This window comes from Methylobacterium sp. CM6247 (assembly GCF_054817925.1).
Map to the genome: position 1 here is coordinate 4073090 of NZ_JBTXKX010000003.1, position 24683 is coordinate 4097772.

Below are 24683 nucleotides of genomic sequence, written 5' to 3' on the forward strand. Positions count from 1 at the left end.
CGCGCGATCAGGGCGCCAGTGACCGTCCATGCCTCAGCAAGGCGTCGATGAAGTTCTGGATTTCCGTCTGGCGCCGCTCGGGGTCGGTGACCTGATCGTCGAGTCCCAGCCGCCAGGCGAGGTCGCGCCGGTCCGGCTCGCGATGGAGGTTCTCGACCAGGGCGGCCTGCGCCTCGACCTCGGCGGAGGACAGGGCGAGCCCGCTCTCCACGAGATCGTCGGCCTGGCGGCGCAGGGCGCCCGCAACCTCGTCGAGGCCGATTTCGGGGTGGTACTGCACGCCCCAGAAGACACCCCCGTCATGGCGGATCTCGGCGGCCTGGACCGTGGTACCCCGGTTGCTCGCCAGGAGGGACGCGCCCGCCGGCAGGGTCTCCACCTCGTCGGTATGAATGCTCGGAGCGTCATAGGCGGCGGGTCGGCCGGCCAACATGGGATGGGCACGGCCACTCTCGGTGGCGGTGATGCGGCGGGCAAAGCCTGCCTCCGGGCCGTGAAGGTTGCGTCGCACGGTTCCGCCGGCTGCGACGGTGGCGAGTTGCAGCCCGGCGCAGGAGCCGAAGGCGGGGGTGCCCGATGCGAAAGTGGCCTGCATGAAGGCGACCGCGCGCCGAACTTCCGGTGTCTCCTCGTAGAGGGCGAGCGGCGAGCCGCTGAAGAAGACGGCATCGTAGCCGCCCGGCGATTCACCCGGCGGCAGGGCGCTGTCCGCGTCGGCCGGCGTGACCCGGTGACAGGTCGCGCCAGGTGCCATTCGAGCCAGGAGATCGAGATAGGTTTCTCCGGATGACCGCCCAACGCTTTTCCGGCGTTCGTCGCGCGCTTCGGGAGGCTCGCTTTCGGCGATCAGGAAGCGCAACCCGGCTGTGGTGACCTTCAAGGAAACGCGTGCTCCGGAGAGTTATTCTCCGGTACCCGAACCGGTGGCGGCGATCCGCGTTCCAGCCTCGGCGAACCTGCCGCAGGGGGCTCTACGGTCCGCGCCACCAGCGTCGCGCTCATGACGCGTGGGGGGATCGGCGCATCATGGCTACGGTTCCGAAGTCCAGTCCCGGATGTTCCGCCGAGCCGGAGAGTCGGCTTCGTTTAAGATTTTCTCCGGGTCCGACACATCCAAAACGAAGGTCCGGGAGTTTTCAGGGCAAGCCGTCTTCGGGCGGCGTGTCTCGTGACTGAAGGAGAAGACGATGAGACTGCTCGCCTTGGGCGCACTCTCTGCGCTGACCCTGGGAGCTTGCTTGAGCGTCGGTTCGGTGACTGCACAGGCCGGCGATTACGGCTATGGCGGCTACGATGAGCCCGCGACCGTGGTCACTCGGCGCACGGTTGTCGAGCGCCAGGTCGTTCGCCCGCAACGGTTCGTGCGTGAGGAGATCATCGAGCGACCGCCGGTCTATGCGCCGCGCCGCGTCGTCCGCGAGGTGATCGAGGAAAGGCCGGCCGTCTATCGGCCGCGTCCGGTGGTTCGGGAGGTCATCGTGGACCGGGAGCGCGTCTACGACCATCGCCCTTATGGTCCTCGTCCGGTCGGGTTTCGGCACCCTGGGCCCGATTTCGAGCCTTACGATTGACAGTGGCCGACAGGGTGTAAGCCCGTGGGACAGTGCGAGGGGCCTGTGAGGCCCCTCGTCACGCTCAGACGGGGCCTCGCTGAGGCTGACATTATCGAGGCTGACTTGCCGAAGCCTTGCCGCTTCAGGCCTTCCCACTTCAAGCTTTGCCGCCCTCGCCTTCCCTGACCGCCGCATCATATCCGGCGATCCATTCCGCATGCGCCTCGGTGCCCTCGGCATAGGGGCAATCCTCGCGCCTCAATCCCTTGCCGGGGGCGTAGTAGCCGAGGGCGCGGTGGTCGAGGTTGTCGTCGGGCGGCTGTGTCATTGCCGCAAGGTAGGGCGCCATGAGCCCGGTCCAAGAGGGCGAAGCCCGATGAAGGGCTGCGGCGGAAAGCTTGAGCGCAACAATCGCTGTATCAGGCTATTTGATCCGGGACCCCAAATATCGTGCGATGATTGATATTTGCTATAAACCTTCTATAATTGACGCGATGTCGCCATTTATTCTTGGAACATTGCTTGATCAGCATGGTTTTTGGCTGAGCACCTAAAGCTAAGCTACATCGGCGAGGTGCCCCCTCAAGCACTCGGAGCACTGCAATGCATCGTCGCGCCTTCGTACTTGGCATGCTCACGGCCACCGCTTCCCTTGCCGTCACCCGCACCGCGGCGGCCCAGCCTGTTCCCGGTGGTGGCATGCCCACGCCGGTCTACCTCAACATGGCGACCAAGGGCGGCTTGTTTCTCGAGAACTCGGCGCGTGATGCGTTCGACAAGACGACGAATCCTCGGGTGAAGAAGTTCTCCCGCGCGGAGGTGGTCGAGCAGGTAAGCCTGTCCCGCAAGTTGGCTCCCTATTCGGAGGGGTTGGCCTCCGCGGCGGCAGGCGGCCCTCCCGGCCCCGGAGGTCTCATCGGGGGACTCGTCGCGGCGCCTCTGGCTGTCGCGGGTGGGGTGGCCGGCGCCGCTGTCGGTGTCGCCGGCGGTGCGCTGGGGGCCCCTCCGCCTGGCGGCATGACTACGGACGAGCAGAAGGCTCAGCTCCTCTCGCAGCTTGCCGCGACCCAGCCGGGCCCGCAATATGATGCGGCCTTCGTGAGCGCCTCGCTGCAAGGCCACCAGGAAGCCTATGCCATTCATGGCTCCTACGCCGAGAGCGGCGAAGATCCCCAGCTCCGCCGCATTGCCCAGGGCGCCATCCCGCTCATCCGGCTCCACATTTCCCAGCTGACCAAGATGCAGGCGATGATGGGCGGCCAACGCGGCTGACCGTCCCGGCGTTGCGGCGCGTGAAGGGCTCGGCGGGGTTCCGCCGGGCCCTCTCCGTTTCAGGAACGGCGGCGCCCTCGTCTGACCCACGCAACGAGCGCGGCGACGCCGACAAGGGCCGCGCCGGCGAGGACGGCCCGGGGCCATGGAGCGACGGAAGATGGGCCGCTCGGCCGGGACAGAAGTCGCCCGCCGCCGCTGTCGTGTCCCAGAAGCCATGAGAGCGAGCGGCGCAGTTTCGCGGCCGCGTCACGGTCGAACCATTCGCCGTGCGTGAAGATCACTCTCTCCGGCTCGAATCCCACCAGACGTTCGGCCGCTCGCGCGACCTCGCTACGGTTCGCGCGCAGAAGAAGCCTGAGATAGAGCGGCGCCTTTCCGTCGGGGGAGACGATCCCGAGCATGCGGGCCAGCGACCGCGGCACGGTGGACAGATCATCCGCCCGCAGGTTGATGATGAGGTCGGTGAGGAGAAGCGTGCCGCTCGGTCGGTGAAAGAGGCAGACCTCTTTGAACACGGGGCCGGCGACCAGCACCTGGTCGATCTCGTCGGCCCAGAGGCGGGGCGGTCTGTTCCCGAGCTCGGCGTCGATCCGGACACCGGAGCGGCGAACCTGGCCACGATCTTCGAGTCCCGGGACCGCCCAGGTGATCGCGTTCGGGCAGGCCGCCTGCCAATCCCGGAGGAACATCCAATGGCCGACGCTCGGGGCCACGAGATGACCGATGCGGCCGAGTTCCTCCAAGCCGCGCTGAAGGCCTGGATTGTACGGGATGGGCGAGTGCAGGAGCAGTTCGCCGCCCGCCAACCGTAGAACCGTCATGCGGATCGGCAACGGTATCCCGCCCGCATGGATGGGGGCCGCGTCCACGATCCAGACGCCGTCAGCAACCTGTTTCAGGGTATTCAGAGGTGGATAGCCGGTTTCGTACGCCACGCCATGGATCTCCGGGTTCTCTGTCCATCAGAGGGTGAAACGTAGGAACCGGGCGCGAGGGTCCCATCTTGGGCGTTACTCAACGCTCAAAGGCTCTGTCTTCGAACCTGCGGCACGAGATGCCTTCTGTAGCGTCGGGAGCACCGGCTATAGCCGGTGGCCGGGGAAGCGGGCCACTAAGTCGCACACGAAAAGCCCCCGAAACCCGGCGGGCGCCGGGGCTTTTCCGCGCATTGATGCGTTGGCCGCTGCCGAACATGGAGACCCTCATGGCAGCGAATGACAAGGCCACGACCTACACCCTGAAACAGGCCCTCGCGGCGAAGGTTGGCGACCACGTCGAGATCGCAGTGGAAGCCGAGGACGGGACCAAGTTCAAGATCGTGGCGACCGCCGAGCAGCTGGACGCGCTGACCGGCGATCTGGAAACCATCCTCGACGAGGACGACGCAAAGGTCGAGGCCGCGGAGTAACCGCGATCCGGCACGGTGATCATTGATTATTAACTATATTGCCCCCATCTAGGGGACATACCGATCGCGACCTCGTCGCTTCATCGGAGACGGCCACGATGCCGGGACAGGGTGACGCCGGATGTACGCGCACTTTGGCCCGGCCTTCGTGGCCGTTGGCTTTGACAGGAGCCGGGAACTCTTCGCTGAGCTTCCAACGCTACGTCTCTTCTGTCCGACATCATGTCATCCACGGGCGGGAAAGCATGCGCCGCCGCACGGTCGAACCGGGCCGTGAGCGAGGTGGATTGACGGGCGGCCCATCCGCCCGCCTCGGTCTTTCCCATCGCTGATGTCTTCTCCTCGCGACTCTGTTCGAGACTTTTCGCGATGATGTGTTTCGTGAGATGTCGAATGAATGCAAAAGCTGCCGGCATCGTGTTGCCCGCGATCCACCCCCGTTCTAATCCATCGCTTTGAGAAGGATCGCGACTTGGATCGATCGACGGATGTTTCCGACGTCATACACGCCGAGCCGAACGATGCCGTCGAGACTGGGCCGGACGCTGTCCTGGAACCGTTGGCGGACTTCCCCCATATCGATCTCCGCACCGGGGTAGAGCCCTGGGAGAAGCGCCGGGCCGCCGGCAAGACCTTGCGGGGGAAAGTGCCTCACGCGGTCCATGCCTCTCTCGACATCGGCTCCGACCGTCCCGATCCGGTCTCGCTGATCGAGGGCGCTCATGATGGCAGGCAGACCCATCTGATCCCGCTCAGGGTCGCCCGCATGGCGAGCTCCCCGTTCGCCTTCCTGCGCGGCGCGGCGCATGTGATGGCCTGGGACCTGGCGCAAGGACCCCACGGGACGATCGACGTCGTGATGAACGGCGACGCCCACATCTCGAATTTCGGATTGTTCGGGACACCGCAGGGCGAGGTGGTGTTCGATCTCAACGATTTCGACGAGGTGACGATCGGGCCCTGGGAATGGGACCTGAAACGGCTCTGCGCCAGCATTGAGGTGGCGGCGCGCGACGATGGCGTACGGGCCGTGGAGCGGCGGGCGGCCGTGCTCGCGGCCGTTGCCGGGTATCAGCACACCATGGACGATCTGGCGCCCCGTGGTTCCCTCGATGTGTGGCAGCGGGCGGCGCGGGCCGACCAGCTCGAATTTTCCGGTATCGAGATCGACGCGCAATCCCAGACGGTGGTGCGCAAGGCCGTCGAGAAGGCGCGCCGCAAGAACAACAAGAGCTTGCTCGACCGGGTCGGCGAGCGACGCACGGATGGCAGCTGGCGCTTCAGCGAGGAGCCGCCGATCCTCATGCGCGTCGACGAGGAGACGCGCCAGAACGTGACCTCGGGCCTCGAACGTTATGCCGAGACCTTGCCGCGCGAGCGCCGCTTCATGCTCAACCGCTATCACGTGGTCGATGTGGCCCATCGGGTGGTCGGGGTCGGGAGTGTCGGAACCCGCGCCTATGTCGCCCTGCTCTGCGGCAATTCCGATCAGGACGCGCTCTTCCTTCAGGTCAAGGAGGCCGTTCGCCCGGCCCATGCGCCCTATCTGACCGGCATGCCCGAACCCTATGCGAGCCACGAGGGCGAGCGCGTCATCTACGGGCAGAAGCTCCTGCAGGCGGTGGGAGACCCCCTGCTCGGTTGGACGTCGATCGACGACCGGCCGTTCTATGTCCGCCAGATGAAGAACATGAAGGGGGAGATTCCCATCGCTAGGATGGCAGGGCAGCCCTTGCTGTACTTCTCCCACGCCTACGGCGCCCTCCTCGCTCGGGCGCATGCCCGTACGGGTGATGCGGCCGCCATCGCCGGCTATTGCGGTCATGATGGCCGCGCGGATCTGCGCGAGGCCTTCGCGGACTGGGCGCACGCTTACGGTGATCAGAACGAGGCGGATTACCGGGCGTTCCTGTCCGCGATTTCTGATGGCAGGCTCGAGGCCGCGCCGGATTCCTGCCTCTGATCGGTGAGGCGGGAGGGATGGGCGCCTCGGCCCATTGCCCTATCTCGCCATGGCCGCCGAGCAGGGAACCGATCATGAGTACCGAACGCGCCGAGGGCTACCATGAGGCATTGTCGAGCGTCAGAAGCACGATCCAGCGGCGTGTGGGGGCCGGCGACATATCGCATGAGGGGAAGCTGGAACTCCTCGACCTCCTGTCGATGCTGGACGATATGCTGAATTCGGGCAAGCGGGACGAGGATGCCGACCGGTCCCCACCCGTGCCCCTGAGCGGCAGCTTCTGACCACCCGTCGTCACCGCGGGGAGGTTTTGACAGCGGACGCGGTCCGATCCTCCGGACGGTGCCGGGCAGGCATCGTCGGGGACGGCATCGATTCCCTGCTAAGGGTGCCCATCCCTCTTCTCGGGGAGCGAAAGGGGGACGGCGTCCCCCTGCAGGGTCCGGCTGGTGAGGGGCATCGCCATACGGTAGCGCAAGCCGTCGGGCGTGAAGGTGAAGCTCGCCTCGGCCTTCAGGTTGTGCGCCAGCATCTCGCCCAGAACCACCGTGCCAAAGCCCTTGCGGCGGGGCTCGCGCTCGTCCAGCGGCACGCCACGCTCCACCCAGTCGAACACGAGGTAGGGGCCGCCATCCCGCTCCTCGATTTTCCGCTCCTCGACCCGCCATGTCACGGCCAGGCCGCCCCCCGGCGTGGACAGGGCCCCGAACTTGAGGGCGTTCGTCGAAAGCTCATGCAGCGCGAGCGCGAGGGGTTCGGCCGCGCGCAGATGCAGCCGCAGGTCCGGTCCGTCGACCTGCGTGCGTCCATCCTGGTAGGCGAGCGCGCTGGTGAGTTCGTCAGTGACGAGGCGGTCGAGATCGACCCCGGCCAAGGGGTTCTGGATGATCACGTTCTGCACCCGGGCCATGGCGGCCAACCGCCCGTCGAGATGCGCGGTGTAATCCTCCAGGCTCTCGCTGAATTCGGCCGAACGCCGCGCGATCATGCGCATCGTCGCCAGCGTGTTGCGCACTCGGTGCTGCAATTCGGCCAGCAGCACCACCTGCTCTTCTGTGTCCGTCGGGTTGGATCCCATCGTCATCGCAGCTCCACGGCATGCTTGAGGCAGAACCGGTTCAGGATCACATCGATCCGTTGGCATCGAAATGATGGCCTTCGTGGTCGAGGTGAAGATAACTCGGATTGAACAAGGATGCCCTCTGCAGGGCAAGAAAGTCGGGAATGGTCAGGCGCCCACCCTTCAGCACGATCAGGCCGGCGCGTCGCAATTCCTGCAGCGTGCGGTTGATGTGCACGTTCGAGAGCCCGAGCGCATCCGCCAGTTCCACCTGCGTCAGGGGCAGGTCACAGGTGGTGCCCTCCGTCAGGCCGACGCTCTGCAAGCGCAGGAAGAGTTCGCAGAGGAGATGACCGACGCGCTCGAAGGCCGTGCGCTGGCCGAGATTGACCGTCCATTCGCGCTGGACCGCGACCGTCACCAGGGTGTCCCACCAGAGTGCCTTGGTGAGCCGCACATTGTCGTTGGCGATCTGTTCCAGCGCGGCGCGCGAGATCTCCGCCAGTTTAACGGGGGTGAGGGCAACGATGGAATGGTCCATCTCGCGCAGGAGATAGACGTGGCTGTCGCAGAGATCGCCGGGCACGAAGAAGGAGATGATCTGACGCCGGCCATCGTCGAGCTGCTTGTAGCGACAGGCCCACCCTTCCAAGATCAGGTTGACGTGATGAGGATCGTCACCTTCGCTGATGATATCGGAGTGTTTTGCAAAAATCCGCTGCTTGCTGGCCGCGATTTCCAAGGCCTGCCGGTCGTCATGCGAGAGCTTGGTGAAGTGCTCAAGCTTGCGAAGGAGATGTTGCGGCATGCTTTCCTCGTCGTGCGCAGAGCACGAATAGAGAATTGCCCACACACAATAATTTACTTGTGTTAAGTTTTCGGGGAGCTTCTCATTGACCCCCCTGGAAATGAAAGCAAGACCTTGCACGGGTGCCGCCGTCAAGCCTTGAGGAGCGTCTCGATCGCGGCAAGCACCGTTTCGGGCTCGACCGGCTTTTCCAGGCGGAGAACATGGGCGTAGGCGTCCGGGATGACGCCCTGGTCGTAGCCCGTCGTGAAGACGAACGGCACGGATCGGGCGATCAGAACGTCCGCGAGCGGGTAGACGCACTCGCCCCCGAGATTCACGTCCAGACTTGCTGCATCCGGCTTCGTACGTGCCTCCAGGATCTGGAGGCCGCTCCGCACGGAGGCGACCGGGCCCAGCATTTCAGCTCCGGCATCCTGCAATTCGCGCCGCAACTCGTCCGCCAGAAAATACTCATCCTCCGCGACGAGGATGCGTCGGCCTTGGAATATGCTGTGCGGCATCGGTGTCCTTCTGGCGGATCGTGCGTTCCGATACGGGAAGTGCAATGGTGCAGTGAATGCCGTCGGCTTCCATCACGTAGGTTGTTCTGGCCCCGAGTTGGTAGGGCAATGCCCGTTCGATCAGTTCGCGGCCGGAGCCGCCTCCCTGCGGCTGATCATCCCGCGATGGCATCCGCACGCCGTGCTCACGCCAGTCCACATGGAGCCATGGGCCATCTTCCGGTCCGGGATACTCCACGTGCCAGCGAATTTCGAGGCGTGCCTGCCGCTGCGCGAGCGCCCCGTATTTCAGCGCATTCGTCGCCAGTTCGTGCAGGGCCAGGGCGAAGATCTGGACCGTCGAGGAGCGCAGCGCGATCGCCGCCGGCCCGTTCATGCTGACGCGGGAGGCGCCGCCGTCGAGCGCGGCCACTTCGCTCCGGATCAACTCGTCGAAACTGACTCTCTCACCCTCGGCGAGGCGGGACAGTAATCCCTGCACACGGGCGAGGGCCGCCAGGCGCGGGCCGTAGCGCGCCCGGAAATCGGCGAGATCCGTGCTGTTGCGTAGGGTCTTGTCGACGGTGGCGCGCACCACGCCCATGAGATTGCGGGTGCGGTGCTGCAGCTCCGCCACGAGCACGCTCATATGCTCGGCCGTCTCCTTCTCCTCGGTGATGTCCCGGCCGACGCCGCCGATCCAGCACACGGCACCGGCCGCGTCGCGCATGGGAAAATCGGTGTCCCGCAGCCAGCGGATGCCGCCGTCACTGGGCCGCCTGACGCGATACTCGAAGGTGACGCTCTCGCCCGTCCGGACCCGTTGCAGGCTCTCGACCGCACGCTCGCGGTCTTCCGGCACGATCAGCTCGACCCAGCTGGTCATGTGGTCGCCGGCGACTGCCGTCGCACGGTCGAGACCGTAGATCGTCTCGAAGGCAGGCGTGAGATAGACCCACTCGAAGGTCGAGGCGTCGCGCATCCAGAGCACGTTGGAAGAGGCTTCGCCGAATTGGCTGAGGCGCTCCTCGCTCTCGCGCAACGCCGTCTCGGCTTTCCTGCGCGCCGTCACATCGCTGGCCGTTCCCAGCCATTCCTTGATCTCGCCCCACTCCGTGAGCGTCGGCACGGCACGGGACAGGCTCCAGCCGAGCGACCCGTCGCTGCGGATCACCGCATGTTCCAGCTCGAAGATCGATCGCGTCGCGATTGCCCGGTCGATGGCGGCCCGGACCTCCGCCTGGTCGCCGGGGCGGATGTAGCGGTCGAGCCAGGTCTTGTTCGGCTGGTCCGTGGCGCTCCGGAAGGCGCGTCCCTCCAGCCGTTGCAGCTCCGACCAGTCCGGGCTCATCCGGTAGACGACGTCCGAACTGGCGGTGACGAAGGCACGGAAGCGCTCCTCGCTCTCCCGCAGGGCCGCCTCGGTGCGCTTGCGAGGTTGGATGTCCTTGAACAGGATGGCGACCCGCTGCTGTTCGGTGGTGCCGACGCGAAAGGCATAGACGTCGTACCAGCGCCCGATGGCGCTCGACCGGCGTTCGAACCGTTCCGCCACGCCGTTCAGGGAGATCCGGCCGAACGTCTCGAACCAGTTCGCCTCGAGCCCGGGGAGCAACTCCCGCATCGTCCGGCCGACGGCGTCGCCGAGCCCGGTCTGGTGACCGAATGCAGGATTGACGGAGAGGAACCGGTAATCGACCGGACGCTGCCGGTCGTCGAAGATCATCTCGACGATGCAGAAGCCCTCGTCGATGGAGTTGAACAGATGGCGGTACATCGCCTCGCTCTCCTCCAGTTTCGTTTGCGCGACCTCGTCTTGCAGACGCAGGATCTCTTCCTGAGCCGCCTTCCAGGCGGTGATCTCCTTGGCGGTGGTCGCCACGCCGTCGCCGAGTTTCACCACCGATTGGTAGAGCCAGCCGTCTCCTCGCTCGTGTGCGTAGCGGCGTTCGGCGACCGAGGACCGGCCTGTCTGCACGACCTGCCGAAAAGCCTCGAAGGTCCCTTCCTGAACCACGCCTGGACTGCGTTCGAGGAGGCTTTGTCCCCTCACCTCGCCGAGGTGCCGTTCCGACGTGTGGTTGTTCAACCGCCAGCGGAAATCGACGATCTCGCCCGAAGCGTCCCGGACAGCCTCGAAGACCTGGATCATGTCCATGGAACTGTCCAGCGTAGCCTGCAGCAGGTCACGGCTCAGCTTCAGCTCGGCCGTGTGCTCCCTCACCTCCCGTTCCAGTTCGGCACGATGCCACGCTTCGGTTTTGCGTAGTGCGTCATGGGCTTCCGTCAGGGCGCGGGTACGGTCCATGACCCGCTGCTCCAGTTCGCTCCTGCCGGCCCGTGCCTCATCGAGGGCGCCGGTCATGGCGTAAGCGGCGGAGGCGAAGTGCGTCAGCCGAGTGAGGAGCCTGAGATCCTCGCCGTCGAAGCCGCGACCGGGGTCATGGATGCCGGCCCAGAGCGTACCGACCGGCTCATCGCCGGCACGGAACGGCACCAGCAGGAGTTCCCGGATCAGCGGCTCGACACGGGCGGCCGGGAAGCGGGTATGGGGGTGGGAAAGCAGCAGGGGAATATTGCGGCTCACCACGAGTCCGCAGGGGCTCTCGTCGAAGGAGATCGAGCCGCCCATATGCGCAGCCCATGGTCCTGCGATTGCCGGCCAGTGGAAGCTTTTCGTCGGCTCTCCCGACCCGAGAATGCTGATGCCGGCCGACTCGGCCATGCCCATCTCGACGACAAGATCCGCCAGGCGCTGCAGGACCGTGTCCGGCCGGACGGCCAGCGCCTGGGCCAGTTCGGCCAGCGCATGGGCTTCTGCCTCGTAGTCGGGAGGCCGTACGGGACGCCTCAGCAACGCGTCGGTGATCAGGACCTCTTCGAGGCCGGCCAGCGCATCCGGTGACTCCGTGAGGGTCATCTCTCTTGGGTGCTCGTCGTTCGTTCGAGGTCGAAGCAGCCAGGAACACTGCGAGCGTACTCAATTTCGCTCTCCAGCGCGAATGTCATCAATCTTTCCGCGATAGGGCGCGCTGAATCAATTTAAACTTGTGCCGAAAGCCGAATACGCATTGGTCCAATCTCCAAGGTGCCGCATTCGCTCGAGACGGACCGATCGACGTCGAGGGGACGAGCCGGCGGTGCGCGCCCTATCCGTCCGCGTCCGTCCGGGATGCCCGGTCGCCGAGGATGAGGTCGAGCTCCCGAAAGACCGCCGCATTGCTCACCGGTTTCTCCAGCCGCCGAGCGGATGCGTATCGGTTCGGGATCGTCGCCAGATCGTAGCCGGTGGTGAACAGGAACGGTACGTCGAGGGCACGGAGGGCGTCGGCCACCGGGTAAACCTCGTCACCCCCGAGATTCACGTCCAGGATGGCGGCGTCGGGCGGCATCGGGCCTTTGAGGAGGGCGAGGGCGCCCTCGAGGGTGGCGATGGGCCCTAGCACCTCGGCGCCGGCATCGGACAAACCGCGCGACAGTTCGTCGGCCAGGAAGTACTCGTCCTCCACCACCAGGATACGCCGGCTGCAGAGCGTCCGCTTCGGCATCATGTCTACTCCCTTCCCCCGTTGTGAAACGGATGGAACCATGATGCCGTCAACGTCATCTTCTTCCATCACGTAGATTGCTTATGCGTCGAACCAGTCGGGTGGGGGGCGATTACTCAGCCCACCGGCCGGATCATCCCGTTTATAACGATGCGCTCCTGCGTGGGAGCGGACCCCGCGGGCGGACGAAACACGTCATGCGTCTTGAAACCGGTTCGGTTCGATGGCTCGCCGGCAAAAGCCGGATCCTCGTCGCCGGTTGACCCGAGGGCTGAAAATCGCGAGGAACAAAGGCCGAACGCGTTGCCTGCCTGCTGCCCCGTGCACCGATGTGACAGCCCAATCCGATGTCGAGCCCTGCCGACACTGCCCCCGTCCGCAAGATCATCCATATCGACATGGATGCGTTCTACGCATCCGTCGAGCAGCGCGACGATCCGGCTCTGCGAGGGCGGCCCCTGGCGGTCGGCGGGTCGCGCGAGCGCGGCGTGGTGGCGGCCGCCAGCTATGAGGCGCGAGCCTTCGGCGTGCGCTCGGCCATGCCCTCCGTCACGGCCCGGCGCCTGTGCCCCGACCTCGTCTTCGTCAAGCCGCGCTTCGAGGTCTATCGGGCGATCTCCGAAGAGATCCGCGCGGTCTTTGCCCAGCATACCGCGATCATCGAACCGGTGGCCCTCGACGAGGCCTATCTCGACGTCACCGAGAACCTGCAGGGGCTGGCCACCGCCACCGAGGTGGCGCGGGTGATCCGGGCGGAGATCCTCGCGCGGACCGGTCTCGTGGCATCGGCCGGCGTCTCCTACAACAAGTTCCTCGCGAAGGTCGCCTCGGACTTCCGCAAACCCGACGCGCTGTTCGTGATCACGCCCGTGATGGGCCCTGGCTTCGTCGAGGATCTGGCCATCGGCCGGTTCCACGGCGTCGGCCCCGTCACCGAGGCGAAGATGAAGCGCCTCGGCATCCTCACCGGCCGTGACTTGAAGGCCCGCTCCCTGGAAGAGCTGCAGGCGGCCTTCGGGAGCTCGGCGGCCTATTATCATTCGGTGGCGCGCGGCATCGACGAGCGGCAGGTGCGTGCCCATCGGATTCGGAAGTCGGTGGGGGCGGAGACCACCTTCTCGGAGGACCTCACCGAGTTCGATGCCATGGAGGCGCGACTGGCGCCGCTCATCGACAAGGTCTGGGCGTCCTGCAGCGCCAAGGGCGTCGCCGGCCGCACCGTCACGCTGAAGGTGAAATTCTCGGATTTCGTCCAGATCACTCGGGCGCAGTCCTTCGAGGCCCCGGTCGCCGGTCGCGATACGATGATGCACACGGCGCTGGGACTGCTGCGCACGGTGTTCCCGCTCCGCCGCAGCGTTCGCCTGCTCGGCGTCTCCCTGTCGGGCCTGCAGCAGGGCGAGACGGAGGGACCGCGCCAACTCGGGCTCGCGATCTGATCCCGGCAGCGGGCAACGGCGGATGACGATTGCCGCGCGACACCGGCGCACTATCTGAATTGTGCAGCTCATGGATCGATCGGGTCCGGACCAGGACGTGCGGATAAGAGGGAATGCATGAGCAGCCGGAATGACAAGGGACTCCTGCTCCTCCTCGGCGACGCCATCGGCGAAACCCAGATCCTCCTGTCCAAGCAACTCGCCCTGTTCCAGGCCGAGATCGGGTCGGCGGTCAATCAGGTGGCGCGTCCGCTTGCCCTGTTCCTGATGGCGGCACTCTTCGTCCTGATCGGATTGTTCGTGCTCCTGGTCGCCTTCGTCAAAGGGCTGGCGCTCCTGATCGGTTCGGAGGCGATCGCGTCGCTGATCGTCGGCGGTGCCTTTGCCGCCGTGACGCTCGGTCTCTTCACCTTCGGGTATCGGTTGATGTCCCTCTCGAACCTGGAGCCGATGCGGACGCGGCGCCAACTCGCACGGGACCGGGACGCTCTGAGAGCCCGCTGACGCCGAGCCAGGAGCCGCCTTCCGGTCTCCTCGCCGATCGACCTCCGGGCTCAGGCGGAGATCGCCTGTTTGTCGACCACTCCGCCCCGCTCGTCGAAGCGGTAGGCCAGCATCTGGGCCGTGGCGAGATGCACGTCGGCCACCTCGGCGGCGCTGATCCCGTCGAGATGCATGATCAGCGCTCGCAGCGAATTGCCATGCGCCACGAGAAGAACCCGCCTGCCCTCCCGGACCCGGGATTCGATCTCGTCCCGGTAATACGGCAGCATCCGGTCGGCGGTCATCGCCAGGCTCTCGCCGCCCGGCGGTATCGCATCGAAGGATTTGCGCCAGGCACGGACTTGCTCGACCCCCCAGCGTTCCTGGGATTCGCGCTTGTTCAACCCGGCGAGCTCGCCGTAATCGCGCTCGTTCAGCGCGGCGCTCCGGTGGACAGTGAGGTCGGGCTGCCCGAGGCCCGCCAGGATGAGGGCCATCGTGCGCCGGGCCCGCGTCAACTCGCTGGTGAAGGCGAGATCGACGACGAATCCGAGCTCTTTCAGCCGGCGCCCGGCGCTCTGCGCCTCGCTGACGCCGCGTTCCGTCAGATCGGGATCTCGGATGCCGGAGAAGAGGTCACGCTCGTTGTCGTGGCTCTGCCCGTGGCGGACGATGACGAGAGTTCGGTCGGGAAGGAGCATTCGGGGAGCGGTGTCCGCAGGAGGTCGGGCGAAGTCGGGTTGTGCGAAGTCAGGCCGCGGGTCAACGCCTGCGGCTGCCGGTCAACGCCTACGGCTGCCGCGCGGGCCGGTGACCACCGGGGTGTTGGCCCGGTTCTCGTCGAGGAGCTTGCGCCACCGGATCAGACGTTCGGGATCGAGCGTGCCCTCCGCGACGGCGGCCTGCACGGCGCAGCCCGGCTCGTGGGCATGGGTGCAGTCCCGGAAGCGGCAGGAGGGGGCCAGCTCGACGATCTCGGCGAACAGCGTATCGATGCCCTCCGCGGCGTCGCTCACATGCAGCGTGCGCATCCCCGGCGTATCGATGACCCAGCCGCCGCCCGCGATGGCATGGAGGGAACGCAACGTGGTGGTGTGGCGCCCCTTGGCGTCGTGTTCGCGGATCCCGCCGGTCTCCTGGGGGAGGTCCTGGTCCGGGCCGGCGAGCGTGTTGACCAGGGTCGATTTCCCCACCCCCGATGAGCCGACGACCGCTACGGTCAGACCTTCGCCGCACCAGGGGGCGAGGAGCGTCACGGCGTCCGGAAGGCGCGGATTGACCGTGACGACGGCGAGGTCGCGCTGCAGGCCGGCGGCCTGCCGCCGGTAGCTCTCGGCATCGGGCGCCATATCGGCCTTGGTGAGGACGATCACCGGGTTCGTCCCGCCCTGATTGGCGAGCGCCAGGTAGCGCTCCAGCCGGGCGATGTTGAAATCGGCGTTGCACGACGTGACGACGAAGAGGGTATCGACATTGGCCGCCGCCAGCTGCAGCGGGCCTCCGCCTTCGTTGCGCCGTTGCAGCACGCTCCTGCGTGACAGACGGCGCTGCATCGTCCCGGTCTCGGGCTCGACCAGCACCCAATCGCCCACGGCGAAATCGCCGGTCTGGGTATGGACCGGAAGCACGAGACCCACCGGCCCCGTGAGGGATAGGGCGGTCAGCCGGGAGCGGTGGACCGTCGCGATCCGCATGGGCACGAGACCGGCCTCGGCCGGTTCACGTTGCTCCTCGAAGAAGTCGGACCATCCGAGACGGGAGGGCCGCAGGGGATGGGAATGGCTGGGATCATCGGTCACCGGCCAGCCATGACAGGGCCTTGGCGGATTGACCAGCGCCCCACCCGTCTTCCGGCACCCCTCCCCTTGCTCCGCGGCGGCAAGGTGACCGATCATCGAGGCAACGGATTCGGGAGAATGGATTCCAGGGATGGGTCAGACGATGTCGAAGCTCGATGAGAAGCGCGAGGAGATCGCGGCCCTGATCGCATCGGAACTCGGTCTCGGCGATCTGACCGGATTGAGCGAGGCCGACCGCGCGGCCGTCGATCGCCAGACCTCGGAGGTGATCGAGGGCTGCGCCCTCGACACGGATGAGCCGGCCGATTGCGAGGAGGCGGGCACGCAGCTTCAGCAGCGGCTGCGAGAGTACCGCGCCCTGCTGGAGTTGCGGACGGACGAGGCGGATGCCCGGCTGGCCGAAGAGGGCGAGGTGTTCGGCCGCGAAGACGATGCGTGAATCCGGCCCCGCCGGCCCCGGTGGAATCGGAAGACTGCCCTTCGCCTATGTCCTGGAGGGAAGTCCGTTCGCGACGGCCCCGCCCGACGTGTCGAGCTTGGCCCGACACCCGACCGCGTAGACATTGGGCGGCCTGCTGCCGACCTCACGCTGCCAGCGGCAGGTTTGCGTGAGCCTCACATAGACATCCAGAACCGAGGCGTGATCGCCGAATTGCTGGCGGAGGCGGGCGACCCGATAGATGCCCCGGCGCTCGCAAGGACCGCAGGCGATGACCAGATGCGAGGCTCTCACGTCGCAGAGGCGCTCCATGTCAGGCCACCGAACCGGGAGATGAGCCCCGGATCCTGCTCTGCGCCGGTGCGACGTTGCCGGTAGCTGCCTCCCCGCCGGCCATGTTCGTCGCTTCGGACGTAGCTAGGGCCGCAAGCCGCAGCAAAGGATCGGCCAGCATGGTGGACACTCCGCGCATAAGAACATATAGAGAACATAGAGTTCAAGCGCGGAGGTCAAGATGCAGACGGCCGACCTGTGGATATCGGGAAATCTCTCTCCCGCCGGCCTGCCCTCGGGCATGGCGAAGCGTGCGAATGCCGGTTCGGCTGCACGCGTGCCGTCACCCCGCACGAGCGGAGACCGGGCCATGCATTTCGACGTGCTGGAGGAGCGGGTCGGGCGCTGGGGCTGGTCACTGCGTGACGCTTACGGCCAGGAGGTCGCCCATTCTCCGATGCCGTATCCGAGCCGTGTCCAGGCCTCGGCAGCGGCCTTGGCCTTTTCCCAGCTCGTGGCTTACGCCGGCAAGCAGATGCGCCGGCCCTGAGGCCGGACGGCGAGTGTCTGCCGGGTGTGGGTTCCCTCACGCCTCGTGCGAGCGAATGACGGATCGACCCGTTCCCCTAACGGATACTGCCGCAGGGGAGCGAACCGATCCTGCCGGGGATCTCGAAGATCGTCCCGGATTGTAGTCCGGGACGACGTGTTACGAATTTATCAGTATATTGGCGGAGCCCACGATGGTCGCGGCCAGCATCACCGATGCAACGCCGACCATGATGTAGGAAAAGACTTTCAGCATCGATGCCAATGAACTGTCCTGACTGGGTTAGCAGCGGCTTCCGCCGGACGTCTGGCCGTATTGCATGACGTCGCGGGTCTGCTGGTTTGCGTTGCCCTCCGCGGCCGAACTCATCGGACAACCGAAGGACGCGGGGGCTCGACGATCGGCTCGGATCGCGTTGGTGGTCTCGACGTCGTAGGGAGCGAACGCCGTGTAACGCGAGGGACGCTCCATCGCCATCGTAGGCGAGATCGATGTCAGTCCCACGACGAGAGCAGTCGAGAGGGCGGCGATGTAAGACTTCATATGGGCAATGGCTTTCTTTTCTTGTGAAGCCTCCGTGTCCTGGCTGCTTCTTCTGTGTGAAGCCAATATGAAGTAATAATTTTCTTTGTGGCGTGTCGCCACGCACGTGGTGCAGCGGATTAAAGATCCTGATCAAGCCTATGCCATCGATGTATGTGGCATTCCAGCATCGAATTATTTGATGGGACAATCAAATACAAAAGTGTTGGTTATATAATCCCTGAATAGTTTGGGAATGAGTGTCGCAGGGCCTGCGATGGCGGAAGTGGCTGTGACCAGAGCCTGATTTCGAGAATGGCCGTTCCGATCTCGTCCATGCGAGTGCCGTTCGGACGAGTTGTGTCGACGGCGTGTGGGCGGCTTTCCTCCCCCCCTCACGCCATCGTCCGCATCGGTTCGCGCGCCGGATCATCCCCGGTCGATCATCGGCGAAGAGCATCGCCTCGCTCGTCGATGATCCTCTGGCGGCCTGTGTCAGGTCGAGGGTGCGATACGGTCGAGCGCCGCCATGGTGTCGTCGGACAGGTCGAGTTCCACCGCGGCCATGTTCTCGCGCAGGTGCTCGACCGACGACGTGCCGGGGATCAGCAGGATGTTGGGAGAGCGGCGCAGGAGCCAGGCCAGCGCGACCTGCATGGGCGTCGCGCCGAGCCCCTCGGCAATCTCGTTCAGGGCCGCCGACTGGATCGGGCTGAAGCCGCCGAGCGGGAAGAACGGGACATAGGCGGTACCGGATGCGGCGAGATCGTCGATCAGTGCGTCATCGGCCCGATGGACCAGATTGTACTGGTTCTGGACGCAGACGATCGTCGCGAGGGATCGGCTCTCCGCCACCTGCCGCGCCGTTACGTTGCTCAACCCGATTCGGCGAACGAGGCCCTGTCGCTGGAGATCGGCGAGGATGGAGAGCGGCGCCTCGATGGAGCCTTCGGCCGGTCCATGCACGTCGAGCATGATGCGCAGGTTGACCACGTCGAGGGCGTCGACGCCGAGGTTGCGCAGGTTGTCATGGACGGCGCTCGTGAGCTCCGCTGCGGAGAAAGCGGGGTTCCAGGAGGCGTCCGCACCGCGCCTGGCTCCGATCTTGGTGACGATCACGAGGTCGTCCGGATAGGGGTGGAGCGCTTCGCGGATGATCTGGTTGGTGACGTGCGGTCCATAGAAATCGCTGGTGTCGATGTGGTTGACGCCGCGCTCGACCGCTTTACGCAGCACCGCGATGGCGGCGGCCCGGTCCTTCGGAGGACCGAAAACGCCGGGCCCCGCCAATTGCATCGCGCCGTAGCCCAGGCGCTTCACGGTGCGGTCTCCGAGGGCGTAGGTCCCGGCCTGTCCGATCTTGGTCATGCGACTCTCCTGTAGGATGACCAGGACTGTAATGCCTCATGGATTGCGTGATAATGCGCCCTTATTCGCACGGGATGTGCGAAAAGGCGAACAATGGCGACCGATCTCGGGGATTTGGCGGCGTTCGTCGCCGTTGCGGAAGCCGGCGGGTTTCGCGACGGCGCACGGGCGAGCGGCGCGAGCGCATCCGGCTTGAGCGAGGCGGTCCGCCGGCTGGAGGCCAGGCTGGGCGTCCGGCTCCTCAACCGGACGACCCGCAGCGTCGCGCCGACCGAAGCGGGCGCACGCCTCCTCGAACGATTGATGCCGGCCTTGAGCGAGGTGGATGCCGCGCTGGACATCGTCAACGGCTTTCGCGATCGCCCGGCCGGCACACTCAGGCTCAACGTGCCGGTCAGCGCGGCGCGGCTCGTGCTGCCGCGGATCGTGCCGCCTTTCCTCGAAGCCTATCCCGATATCAGGCTCGACATCGTGGCCGAGGACGGTTTCGTAGATGTGCTGGCCGCTGGATGTGACGCCGGGATCCGCTACGACGAGCGGCTCGAACAGGACATGATCGCGGTTCCGATCGGGCCGCGCCGGCAGCGCTTCGCCACGGCCGCCTCCCCGTCCTATCTCGATCGTCACGGGCGTCCCGCCCATCCGAGAGACCTGCTGAGCCACGCCTGCCTCGGCGGCCGTTTCGCGAGTGGCGCGACGACGGCGTGGGAATTCGAGCGTGAGGGCGAAGTCGTTCGCATCGACCCCAGCGGTCCCCTCATCGTCCGGGTCGGGGCCGCCACCGACCTCGCGGTGGATGCCGCCATTGCGGGGACCGGGATCATTACCCTGTTCGAGGATTGGCTACGCCCGCATCTCGAGAGCGGGGTTCTGGAGCCCGTGCTGGAGCCATGGTGGCAATCGTTCTCCGGCCCGTTCCTGTATTATCCGGGCCGGCGCTACCTTCCCGCGCCGCTGAGGGCCTTCGTCGACTTCATCGGCGCGCATCGCGATCCTCGCTGATCTCGCCGCGCGACCGAGCGCCTCGTCGTCTGCTCAGAGGCCGAAGTTTCGGCTCAGGACGATCATCAGTTCCGTCTGGCTCGCCGTATCCGTCTTGACGAAGATCTTCTTCAGATGGGTCCGGGTGGTATGGATAGACATGCCGAGCCTGTCCGCGCATTCGCCGGTGCTGTGGCCGGCCAGCAGGCTGTGGCAGAGCTCGGCCTCCCGTGGCGTCAGCCCGTACAACGTTTTCAGGATGTCACCGGCGAGTTCCCGGCTGTCATCGAGGTCCGTGATGGTCAGAATGGCGCGGCAGCCGTCGAAATACTCCAGCCCCGCCTTGCGCAGGGGCTGAACCCGGAGAGTGAGAGGCCGCTTGGCCTCCCGGCGGATGACGATCGGCGCCGAGGCGAGTGAGACAGCTTGCGGATCGGACCAGATGGCGGCGGTGATATGCGCGCGAAGCCGGGCCGTGGCCTGAGCATCGGAGGGAACGACGAGTTCCCCGAGCCGCACAGCCAGATCGGGGCCGAACAGGCGTTCCGCGCCGCTGCTCACCCGTAGAACCCGTCCCGTCCTGTCGAGGAGCACGCTAGGATTGCGGACCGTTTCCAGGGCGTCGGCGATGCCCGTGAGACGCGCCTCGCCGAGGCTGTGGGCCAGTTGGGCGGCCCGGTTGAGGGGGGCAATGAGGCGCCGCAAGGCGATCTGCTCATCCAAGGTGTAGGGCCCCTGTTGGATGGTCCGCTGCATCATCATCACCCAAGCATCATCGCCCGCCTGGACCATCAGTCCGGCGGACCATTGAAAGCCGTGGCTGCGCAAGTAGTCGGCGTAGAACGCTTCGGATCGCATGGCGTCCGGCGTCGCGTAGTCCTGATCGACGAACATGCCTGTCTTGAGAAGCTTGGGGACGCCTCTCACGCGGTAATCGTTCTTCGACCAGCCATCGCGAAAATAGCCGTCGGCCACCGCCTCGAGACTGGCGCTCATCGGCAGGCCGGGTACGCGTCCCTTCAACGGGATGGCGACGACCCCTCTCGCGCCCGTGGAAGTCGCGATTTTGGCGACTGCTTTGTCCCAGTCATGAGACTGAAGCGCGGATGTGACGAGCGAGTTTTCGATGTCCTGCAAAGTCTCGTCGTCGAGGAACATCTTGATCCTTCAGCGGCGTCGAACGCTCCCGCGTAAAGCGATGCACTCTCGGCTGAGGAAAAATAACCCGGCTGAACTTAATTGAAAAGACCTTGATATGTTTTTGTTGGATGAGGTGCCTATTTTATAAACGGATCTTATTGTAGTTAAAATTCTGGCAATATTGGAATATTTACTGATAGTTATCAATAGATAGAGCGTTCGAAGGGCTAGTGGTTGGTCGAAGATTCGGACCTGCATAGAGCAATCGACGGTCAATAGTTGCAAGAACGCTGCAGGGCGGGGGAGCTGGATCCCTTCGATCATCGCCACGCCGCCCGTTTCGCCGCGCCTGGGCTTGCCGCTCCATCGCCGCCATCAGGCTGGCTCGTAGGCAGGCGCCGACAATCGAGTGCTGTCCGAAGCCGTTTCCTGTGAAAGCGCACCCAGAGGGCCGGCATGAAGCCGGGCGATCAGCCGTGTCATGTCCTCGGGCAGGTCGGCAGCGCTCTCGAGGCCGAAGGCGAGATCGAGGCCAGGTATCATGCTGCGTAGGAAGGCCTGGGACGCCTCCGCGCCGGGGCGGGGAAGCTCCGACCCCCTGGGCGGGATGTGCAGGACGGGCGTGCCGAGGGTCGTTGTGGGGAGAGCGAGCATGGCTTCCACGGGGTGCGCGACGCGCCTTGCGCAATCCCGCCGCCACCGGACCGGGGCGGCCTATCTCGTAAGGCTGCCCAAGCTAGACCATACTGGTTGAACCGTAGCTGAAGGGAGCCGGTGGCCTTGCCGCTCCATCGTGGTTCTGCCGTCCAACGAGGGCAAGCGGCTGAGATGAGGGAATGCCGTTCCGGAATTCCGGGAACAGGACGACGGATTCCGCGAAGCTGCCGCCGATCCGGGATCAGGATCAGATGTAGTGGCGGAAGACGACCTGGCTCTGAGCGTCCTTCGCCTTGCCGCGTTCACATCCGTCGACCGGAGGCCGAGCCTGGATCAGCGATGCCGGCAGGACCAGCGTGACGAGGGCGAGCAGCCAGCGGAAGGGACGTGCAACTGTCATGTCGGATTCCTGGGGCTGCGTCGCGGTCGGATCGTCACCTTGAGATCATGCGCCTATGGCGGCTGAATGGTTCATGGCTGGCCGCGATCCGTTTCGCTGTGCCGGCGCGCACATCGGCTTGGCCGTTCTAAGACAGAAACGGCTTCAGCAGCGGTGCGGTCGCCGCGCCCAAGGCGCCGAGCGCGATGAAGAGCCGCCAGACGTGAAGATCCGTGATCATGGAAGCCTCGATCTTGCCGCCGTTCGGCGCGTGAATGCCACATCATGGCGGCGATACGTTGCGGCGTGGTTTCGAGACAGGGTGAACGATGTCTTCTACCTTTCCGAGGCCATGGCGCCTCGGTCCCCGCCTCCCCGGGGAGCCCTGGGCGATCCCCAGACCGGGCGGTTTCATGCCGCCGGGTGTCGGCGCGTGGCTCTTATGAAATCGGGCTCCCGCCCCGTTCCGCGTGACCCCGATCGTCAGCGGGAGGCCCGTCAGGTGTCCTAGACCACGAGGATATCTTGGAATGTCAGGACTGGGCGCGAGGTGAGGAGGGCGAACTGGAGGGCGTCGGCCGATCCGCTGCCGTCCGCGTCGTAGGAGACGGCGCCCGTCCGCGAATCGTAGAGGATCCGGTCGTCCGCATCGAGGATGGCACCGGCCGCGCCGAGATCCTTGAAGGCACCCGCCGCCAGGGTTCCGGTCTTGATCAGTGCCGTGAAGATTCCGTTCTCGAGTCGGAGCGTGTCGTCGATGGCGGCGAAGTCGACGATGCTGTCGACATTGCCCGAGCCGAGCGCCGTCTTGAAGAAGAAGATGTCGGCACCGGCTCCGCCCTTCAGGATGTCGTCGCCCAGACCGCCATTGAGCATGTTGGCACCGCTATTGCCGGTGAGCGTGTTGGCGAGAGCGTTGCCATTCCCGATGATGTCCGCGCTGCCGGTGAGGAGAAGGTTTTCGAGCTCGTTGCCGAGGCTGAACGCCACCGAACTCCGCACGAGATCGATGCCGCCCCCCGCCACCTCGAAGATCTTGTCGCCACCATCGGTGATGTAGGTGTCGTTGCCCAATCCACCGGTGAGCCTGTCGGTACCGGTCCCGCCATTGAGGACGTTGGCGGCATCGTTGCCCAGGAGCACGTTGTCGAGGGCGTTGCCCGTCGCCTTGATCGCCCCCGTTCCGGTGAGGGTGAGGTTCTCTAGATTTCCGCCAAGGGTCAGGGTCGCCGAACTCCGAACGAGGTCGGTTCCGGCGCCGAGCGCCTCGACGATCGTGTCGCCGCCATCGGTGACGTAGATGTCGTTGCCGAGGCCACCGATGAGGGTATCGCGGCCAGTGCTGCCGTCGAGGATGTTGGCGGCGGCGTTGCCGGTGATCCGGTTGGCCAGGGCGTTGCCGGTGCCGTCGAGGGCGATCGCGCCCGTCAGGGTCAGGTTTTCGACATTGTCGCCGAGGGTCAGGGAGACCGAGCTCAGGACGAGGTCGGTGCCGCCGTCCAGGATCTCGGTGATCGTGTCGCCGCCATCGGTAACGTAGGTGTCGTTGCCGAGGCCTCCGATGAGGGTGTCGTTCCTGGCCGATCCGATGATGGTGACACCAGCGGTCAGGCCGGCATTGGAAACCAGCACCGAATCCGTGCCGGTGACGCGGCTGGTGAAGTCGATCGTACCGCCCGCACCCCGTAGGGAGATTTCGAGCCGTGTGGTGGTCGCCGTGCTGTCGATGAGGCTGGCGAAGGACGAAAGCTGGGCTGTCGTGGCGAAGACTGACGTGGTGTCCAGCGTCTCGACCCCTGTGAAGCTGGCATCTCCCAGGTCGAAGGCGTCTGTCACAATGTCCGTTCCGATGCCTCCTTCAACGGTCACGCCGCCGCCATAACCGGTCATGAGCCGGAACGTGTCGTTACCGGCTCCGCCATCGAGTCTGTCCACGCTGCCGCTATCATAAAGTGTGATCGTATCGTCACCCTCACCGCCAAAGACGATATCGTTGCCCTCGCCGCCGTCGAGGATGTCGTTACCGGCTCCGCCGCTGAGGGTGTCGTCGCCCGAACCCCCGGTGAGAGTGTTGGCGCCGGTATTGCCGATGAGGATCTCGTTACCTGCAGTCCCTGAAATCGAGATCGGCGATGCGCCGAGGGCGGTGATCTTCGTAGTCACCCCGTCTGCGAGGAGGGTGATGCCGGTAACGCTGGAGGGGGCGCTGAAACGAAGGTCGTCGACCGTCGCGGTCGCCGTTTCATTCCCGCCATATGCCGCGGAGACCGCGATCGTATCTCCGGGATCCGAAGCCGCGATGGCATCGGCGATCGTTGCGTAGGCGCCCGGAACGTTGCGCGTCGCCATGAAGGTCATCTTCCCCTGGAAAGGCGTCGTGACCGTCTCGAATCTCGAACATCACGGCGGTCATTCGTTTGCCCGGCGCGGTTAGAGCACCCGATTGCATGCCGCACATCCTCCAAATGGAGTATGTCGAGTCAAAGATTCGCTGGTGGACTGTGCTGGTGGGCTCAAACCATGATGAGCCATGCCTTAAAATCAAGCATTTCGGCA

The 24683-nt window shown here is 65.4% G+C and carries 28 protein-coding genes; 10 read left to right on the forward strand and 18 right to left on the reverse strand.

Annotation, left to right across the window (positions count from 1 at the left end):
* Positions 1-7 precede the first annotated feature (7 nt).
* Positions 8-880, reverse strand: coding sequence for a type 1 glutamine amidotransferase (locus tag ACYQOP_RS20175; protein ID WP_461223642.1), 873 nt, complete (start codon positions 878-880; stop codon positions 8-10).
* Positions 881-1187: 307 nt separating this feature from the next.
* Between ACYQOP_RS20175 and ACYQOP_RS20180 the strand changes: the two genes are divergently transcribed.
* Positions 1188-1571 carry a hypothetical protein gene (locus tag ACYQOP_RS20180; protein WP_056434164.1) on the forward strand — a complete coding sequence of 128 codons (384 nt, stop codon included), beginning with the start codon at positions 1188-1190 and terminating at the stop codon, positions 1569-1571.
* 139 nt (positions 1572-1710) lie between these two features.
* On the opposite strand, the gene ACYQOP_RS20185 is transcribed toward ACYQOP_RS20180, so the two are convergent.
* Positions 1711-1902 carry an Rmf/CrpP family protein gene (locus tag ACYQOP_RS20185; protein ID WP_244477943.1) on the reverse strand — a complete coding sequence of 64 codons (192 nt, stop codon included), beginning with the start codon at positions 1900-1902 and terminating at the stop codon, positions 1711-1713.
* Between the two features lie 254 nt (positions 1903-2156).
* Here ACYQOP_RS20185 and ACYQOP_RS20190 point away from each other — a divergent pair, with 254 nt between their 5' ends.
* Complete coding sequence (locus ACYQOP_RS20190) at positions 2157-2825, forward strand: DUF4142 domain-containing protein (protein WP_461223643.1); 669 nt, start codon at positions 2157-2159, stop codon at positions 2823-2825.
* Positions 2826-2884: 59 nt separating this feature from the next.
* Here ACYQOP_RS20190 and ACYQOP_RS20195 read toward each other — a convergent pair whose 3' ends face one another.
* Positions 2885-3763 (reverse strand): DUF4336 domain-containing protein, encoded by an 879-nt coding sequence (locus tag ACYQOP_RS20195; protein ID WP_461223644.1) that lies wholly within the window; start codon positions 3761-3763, stop codon positions 2885-2887.
* A 269-nt stretch (positions 3764-4032) separates the two neighbouring features.
* Here ACYQOP_RS20195 and ACYQOP_RS20200 point away from each other — a divergent pair, with 269 nt between their 5' ends.
* The 3 genes from ACYQOP_RS20200 to ACYQOP_RS20210 all read left to right on the forward strand — a co-directional run bounded on the left by ACYQOP_RS20200 (position 4033) and on the right by ACYQOP_RS20210 (position 6483).
* The gene (locus tag ACYQOP_RS20200; protein WP_461223645.1) at positions 4033-4236 is read left to right on the forward strand and encodes a hypothetical protein; all 204 of its coding nucleotides are present in this window, start codon (positions 4033-4035) and stop codon (positions 4234-4236) included.
* A 502-nt stretch (positions 4237-4738) separates the two neighbouring features.
* Positions 4739-6199 carry a DUF2252 domain-containing protein gene (locus ACYQOP_RS20205; RefSeq protein WP_461225404.1) on the forward strand — a complete coding sequence of 487 codons (1461 nt, stop codon included), beginning with the start codon at positions 4739-4741 and terminating at the stop codon, positions 6197-6199.
* 74 nt (positions 6200-6273) lie between these two features.
* Positions 6274-6483 carry a hypothetical protein gene (locus ACYQOP_RS20210; protein ID WP_461223646.1) on the forward strand — a complete coding sequence of 70 codons (210 nt, stop codon included), beginning with the start codon at positions 6274-6276 and terminating at the stop codon, positions 6481-6483.
* Positions 6484-6581: 98 nt separating this feature from the next.
* On the opposite strand, the gene ACYQOP_RS20215 is transcribed toward ACYQOP_RS20210, so the two are convergent.
* The 5 genes from ACYQOP_RS20215 to ACYQOP_RS20235 form a co-directional block, all read right to left on the reverse strand.
* The gene (locus ACYQOP_RS20215) at positions 6582-7283 is read right to left on the reverse strand and encodes a sensor histidine kinase (protein WP_056434158.1); all 702 of its coding nucleotides are present in this window, start codon (positions 7281-7283) and stop codon (positions 6582-6584) included.
* 40 nt (positions 7284-7323) lie between these two features.
* Entirely contained in the window at positions 7324-8067 is a 744-nt protein-coding gene (locus ACYQOP_RS20220) for a Crp/Fnr family transcriptional regulator (RefSeq protein WP_207411347.1), read from the reverse strand.
* A gap of 131 nt (positions 8068-8198) precedes the next feature.
* The gene (locus ACYQOP_RS20225) at positions 8199-8570 is read right to left on the reverse strand and encodes a response regulator (RefSeq protein ID WP_056434152.1); all 372 of its coding nucleotides are present in this window, start codon (positions 8568-8570) and stop codon (positions 8199-8201) included.
* Positions 8521-11469 carry a PAS domain S-box protein gene (locus tag ACYQOP_RS20230; RefSeq protein WP_461223647.1) on the reverse strand — a complete coding sequence of 983 codons (2949 nt, stop codon included), beginning with the start codon at positions 11467-11469 and terminating at the stop codon, positions 8521-8523. The genes ACYQOP_RS20225 and ACYQOP_RS20230 overlap by 50 nt, the downstream gene beginning before the upstream one ends.
* A gap of 229 nt (positions 11470-11698) precedes the next feature.
* A complete protein-coding gene (locus ACYQOP_RS20235) occupies positions 11699-12100 on the reverse strand; it encodes a response regulator (protein ID WP_348646094.1) in 402 nt (133 codons plus the stop codon).
* 344 nt (positions 12101-12444) lie between these two features.
* On the opposite strand from ACYQOP_RS20235, the gene dinB reads away from it, so the two are divergent.
* Positions 12445-13536, forward strand: coding sequence for a DNA polymerase IV (gene dinB / locus ACYQOP_RS20240; protein WP_461223648.1), 1092 nt, complete (start codon positions 12445-12447; stop codon positions 13534-13536).
* 117 nt (positions 13537-13653) lie between these two features.
* The gene (locus ACYQOP_RS20245; RefSeq protein WP_461223649.1) at positions 13654-14040 is read left to right on the forward strand and encodes a phage holin family protein; all 387 of its coding nucleotides are present in this window, start codon (positions 13654-13656) and stop codon (positions 14038-14040) included.
* Between the two features lie 50 nt (positions 14041-14090).
* On the opposite strand, the gene ACYQOP_RS20250 is transcribed toward ACYQOP_RS20245, so the two are convergent.
* The gene (locus ACYQOP_RS20250; RefSeq protein WP_461223650.1) at positions 14091-14720 is read right to left on the reverse strand and encodes a 2,3-bisphosphoglycerate-dependent phosphoglycerate mutase; all 630 of its coding nucleotides are present in this window, start codon (positions 14718-14720) and stop codon (positions 14091-14093) included.
* Between the two features lie 81 nt (positions 14721-14801).
* A complete protein-coding gene (gene rsgA, locus ACYQOP_RS20255; protein WP_461223651.1) occupies positions 14802-15914 on the reverse strand; it encodes a ribosome small subunit-dependent GTPase A in 1113 nt (370 codons plus the stop codon).
* A gap of 46 nt (positions 15915-15960) precedes the next feature.
* On the opposite strand from rsgA, the gene ACYQOP_RS20260 reads away from it, so the two are divergent.
* Entirely contained in the window at positions 15961-16257 is a 297-nt protein-coding gene (locus ACYQOP_RS20260; RefSeq protein WP_246747836.1) for a hypothetical protein, read from the forward strand.
* Between the two features lie 45 nt (positions 16258-16302).
* On the opposite strand, the gene ACYQOP_RS20265 is transcribed toward ACYQOP_RS20260, so the two are convergent.
* Entirely contained in the window at positions 16303-16569 is a 267-nt protein-coding gene (locus ACYQOP_RS20265; RefSeq protein WP_056434138.1) for a hypothetical protein, read from the reverse strand.
* A 1-nt stretch (position 16570) separates the two neighbouring features.
* On the reverse strand, positions 16571-16711 hold the full coding sequence (locus tag ACYQOP_RS20270) for a hypothetical protein (protein ID WP_461223652.1): 141 nt from the start codon (positions 16709-16711) through the stop codon (positions 16571-16573).
* A 60-nt stretch (positions 16712-16771) separates the two neighbouring features.
* On the opposite strand from ACYQOP_RS20270, the gene ACYQOP_RS20275 reads away from it, so the two are divergent.
* The gene (locus ACYQOP_RS20275; RefSeq protein ID WP_246747837.1) at positions 16772-17080 is read left to right on the forward strand and encodes a hypothetical protein; all 309 of its coding nucleotides are present in this window, start codon (positions 16772-16774) and stop codon (positions 17078-17080) included.
* 282 nt (positions 17081-17362) lie between these two features.
* On the opposite strand, the gene ACYQOP_RS20280 is transcribed toward ACYQOP_RS20275, so the two are convergent.
* Both ACYQOP_RS20280 and ACYQOP_RS20285 read right to left on the reverse strand, forming a co-directional pair.
* Positions 17363-17623: a hypothetical protein gene (locus ACYQOP_RS20280; protein WP_056434137.1), complete on the reverse strand. Its 261-nt coding sequence runs from the start codon at positions 17621-17623 to the stop codon at positions 17363-17365.
* 474 nt (positions 17624-18097) lie between these two features.
* A complete protein-coding gene (locus tag ACYQOP_RS20285) occupies positions 18098-18970 on the reverse strand; it encodes an aldo/keto reductase family oxidoreductase (RefSeq protein WP_461223653.1) in 873 nt (290 codons plus the stop codon).
* A 93-nt stretch (positions 18971-19063) separates the two neighbouring features.
* Here ACYQOP_RS20285 and ACYQOP_RS20290 point away from each other — a divergent pair, with 93 nt between their 5' ends.
* Complete coding sequence (locus tag ACYQOP_RS20290) at positions 19064-19972, forward strand: LysR family transcriptional regulator (RefSeq protein WP_207411315.1); 909 nt, start codon at positions 19064-19066, stop codon at positions 19970-19972.
* A gap of 33 nt (positions 19973-20005) precedes the next feature.
* Here the strand turns inward: ACYQOP_RS20290 and ACYQOP_RS20295 are convergent, their stop codons facing one another.
* From ACYQOP_RS20295 to ACYQOP_RS20310, 4 genes are all read right to left on the reverse strand, one after another.
* Positions 20006-21109, reverse strand: coding sequence for a helix-turn-helix transcriptional regulator (locus ACYQOP_RS20295; RefSeq protein ID WP_461223654.1), 1104 nt, complete (start codon positions 21107-21109; stop codon positions 20006-20008).
* A gap of 357 nt (positions 21110-21466) precedes the next feature.
* Positions 21467-21745, reverse strand: a complete 279-nt coding sequence (locus tag ACYQOP_RS20300; RefSeq protein ID WP_461223655.1) for a hypothetical protein — start codon at positions 21743-21745, stop codon at positions 21467-21469.
* A 250-nt stretch (positions 21746-21995) separates the two neighbouring features.
* Positions 21996-22148 (reverse strand): hypothetical protein, encoded by a 153-nt coding sequence (locus ACYQOP_RS20305; RefSeq protein ID WP_200919237.1) that lies wholly within the window; start codon positions 22146-22148, stop codon positions 21996-21998.
* Positions 22149-22634: 486 nt separating this feature from the next.
* The gene (locus ACYQOP_RS20310; RefSeq protein WP_461223656.1) at positions 22635-24476 is read right to left on the reverse strand and encodes a beta strand repeat-containing protein; all 1842 of its coding nucleotides are present in this window, start codon (positions 24474-24476) and stop codon (positions 22635-22637) included.
* Positions 24477-24683 lie beyond the last annotated feature (207 nt).

Excerpts from the sequence above, each read along its gene's own strand:
- ACYQOP_RS20295 (WP_461223654.1), bottom strand. The coding sequence starts at position 21,109 with ATGTTCCTCGACGACGAGACTTTGCAGGACATCGAAAACTCGCTCGTC.
- ACYQOP_RS20250 (WP_461223650.1), bottom strand. The coding sequence starts at position 14,720 with ATGCTCCTTCCCGACCGAACTCTCGTCATCGTCCGCCACGGGCAGAGC.
- ACYQOP_RS20310 (WP_461223656.1), bottom strand. The coding sequence starts at position 24,476 with ATGGCGACGCGCAACGTTCCGGGCGCCTACGCAACGATCGCCGATGCC.
- ACYQOP_RS20185 (WP_244477943.1), bottom strand. The coding sequence starts at position 1,902 with ATGGCGCCCTACCTTGCGGCAATGACACAGCCGCCCGACGACAACCTC.
- ACYQOP_RS20270 (WP_461223652.1), bottom strand. The coding sequence starts at position 16,711 with ATGCTGGCCGATCCTTTGCTGCGGCTTGCGGCCCTAGCTACGTCCGAA.
- ACYQOP_RS20225 (WP_056434152.1), bottom strand. The coding sequence starts at position 8,570 with ATGCCGCACAGCATATTCCAAGGCCGACGCATCCTCGTCGCGGAGGAT.
- dinB (WP_461223648.1), top strand. The coding sequence starts at position 12,445 with ATGTCGAGCCCTGCCGACACTGCCCCCGTCCGCAAGATCATCCATATC.
- ACYQOP_RS20210 (WP_461223646.1), top strand. The coding sequence starts at position 6,274 with ATGAGTACCGAACGCGCCGAGGGCTACCATGAGGCATTGTCGAGCGTC.
- ACYQOP_RS20265 (WP_056434138.1), bottom strand. The coding sequence starts at position 16,569 with ATGGAGCGCCTCTGCGACGTGAGAGCCTCGCATCTGGTCATCGCCTGC.
- rsgA (WP_461223651.1), bottom strand. The coding sequence starts at position 15,914 with ATGATCGGTCACCTTGCCGCCGCGGAGCAAGGGGAGGGGTGCCGGAAG.
- ACYQOP_RS20220 (WP_207411347.1), bottom strand. The coding sequence starts at position 8,067 with ATGCCGCAACATCTCCTTCGCAAGCTTGAGCACTTCACCAAGCTCTCG.
- ACYQOP_RS20280 (WP_056434137.1), bottom strand. The coding sequence starts at position 17,623 with ATGAAGTCTTACATCGCCGCCCTCTCGACTGCTCTCGTCGTGGGACTG.
- ACYQOP_RS20245 (WP_461223649.1), top strand. The coding sequence starts at position 13,654 with ATGAGCAGCCGGAATGACAAGGGACTCCTGCTCCTCCTCGGCGACGCC.
- ACYQOP_RS20290 (WP_207411315.1), top strand. The coding sequence starts at position 19,064 with ATGGCGACCGATCTCGGGGATTTGGCGGCGTTCGTCGCCGTTGCGGAA.
- ACYQOP_RS20285 (WP_461223653.1), bottom strand. The coding sequence starts at position 18,970 with ATGACCAAGATCGGACAGGCCGGGACCTACGCCCTCGGAGACCGCACC.
- ACYQOP_RS20180 (WP_056434164.1), top strand. The coding sequence starts at position 1,188 with ATGAGACTGCTCGCCTTGGGCGCACTCTCTGCGCTGACCCTGGGAGCT.
- ACYQOP_RS20190 (WP_461223643.1), top strand. The coding sequence starts at position 2,157 with ATGCATCGTCGCGCCTTCGTACTTGGCATGCTCACGGCCACCGCTTCC.
- ACYQOP_RS20215 (WP_056434158.1), bottom strand. The coding sequence starts at position 7,283 with ATGACGATGGGATCCAACCCGACGGACACAGAAGAGCAGGTGGTGCTG.
- ACYQOP_RS20300 (WP_461223655.1), bottom strand. The coding sequence starts at position 21,745 with ATGCTCGCTCTCCCCACAACGACCCTCGGCACGCCCGTCCTGCACATC.
- ACYQOP_RS20235 (WP_348646094.1), bottom strand. The coding sequence starts at position 12,100 with ATGATGCCGAAGCGGACGCTCTGCAGCCGGCGTATCCTGGTGGTGGAG.
- ACYQOP_RS20305 (WP_200919237.1), bottom strand. The coding sequence starts at position 22,148 with ATGACAGTTGCACGTCCCTTCCGCTGGCTGCTCGCCCTCGTCACGCTG.
- ACYQOP_RS20200 (WP_461223645.1), top strand. The coding sequence starts at position 4,033 with ATGGCAGCGAATGACAAGGCCACGACCTACACCCTGAAACAGGCCCTC.
- ACYQOP_RS20230 (WP_461223647.1), bottom strand. The coding sequence starts at position 11,469 with ATGACCCTCACGGAGTCACCGGATGCGCTGGCCGGCCTCGAAGAGGTC.
- ACYQOP_RS20260 (WP_246747836.1), top strand. The coding sequence starts at position 15,961 with ATGTCGAAGCTCGATGAGAAGCGCGAGGAGATCGCGGCCCTGATCGCA.
- ACYQOP_RS20275 (WP_246747837.1), top strand. The coding sequence starts at position 16,772 with ATGCAGACGGCCGACCTGTGGATATCGGGAAATCTCTCTCCCGCCGGC.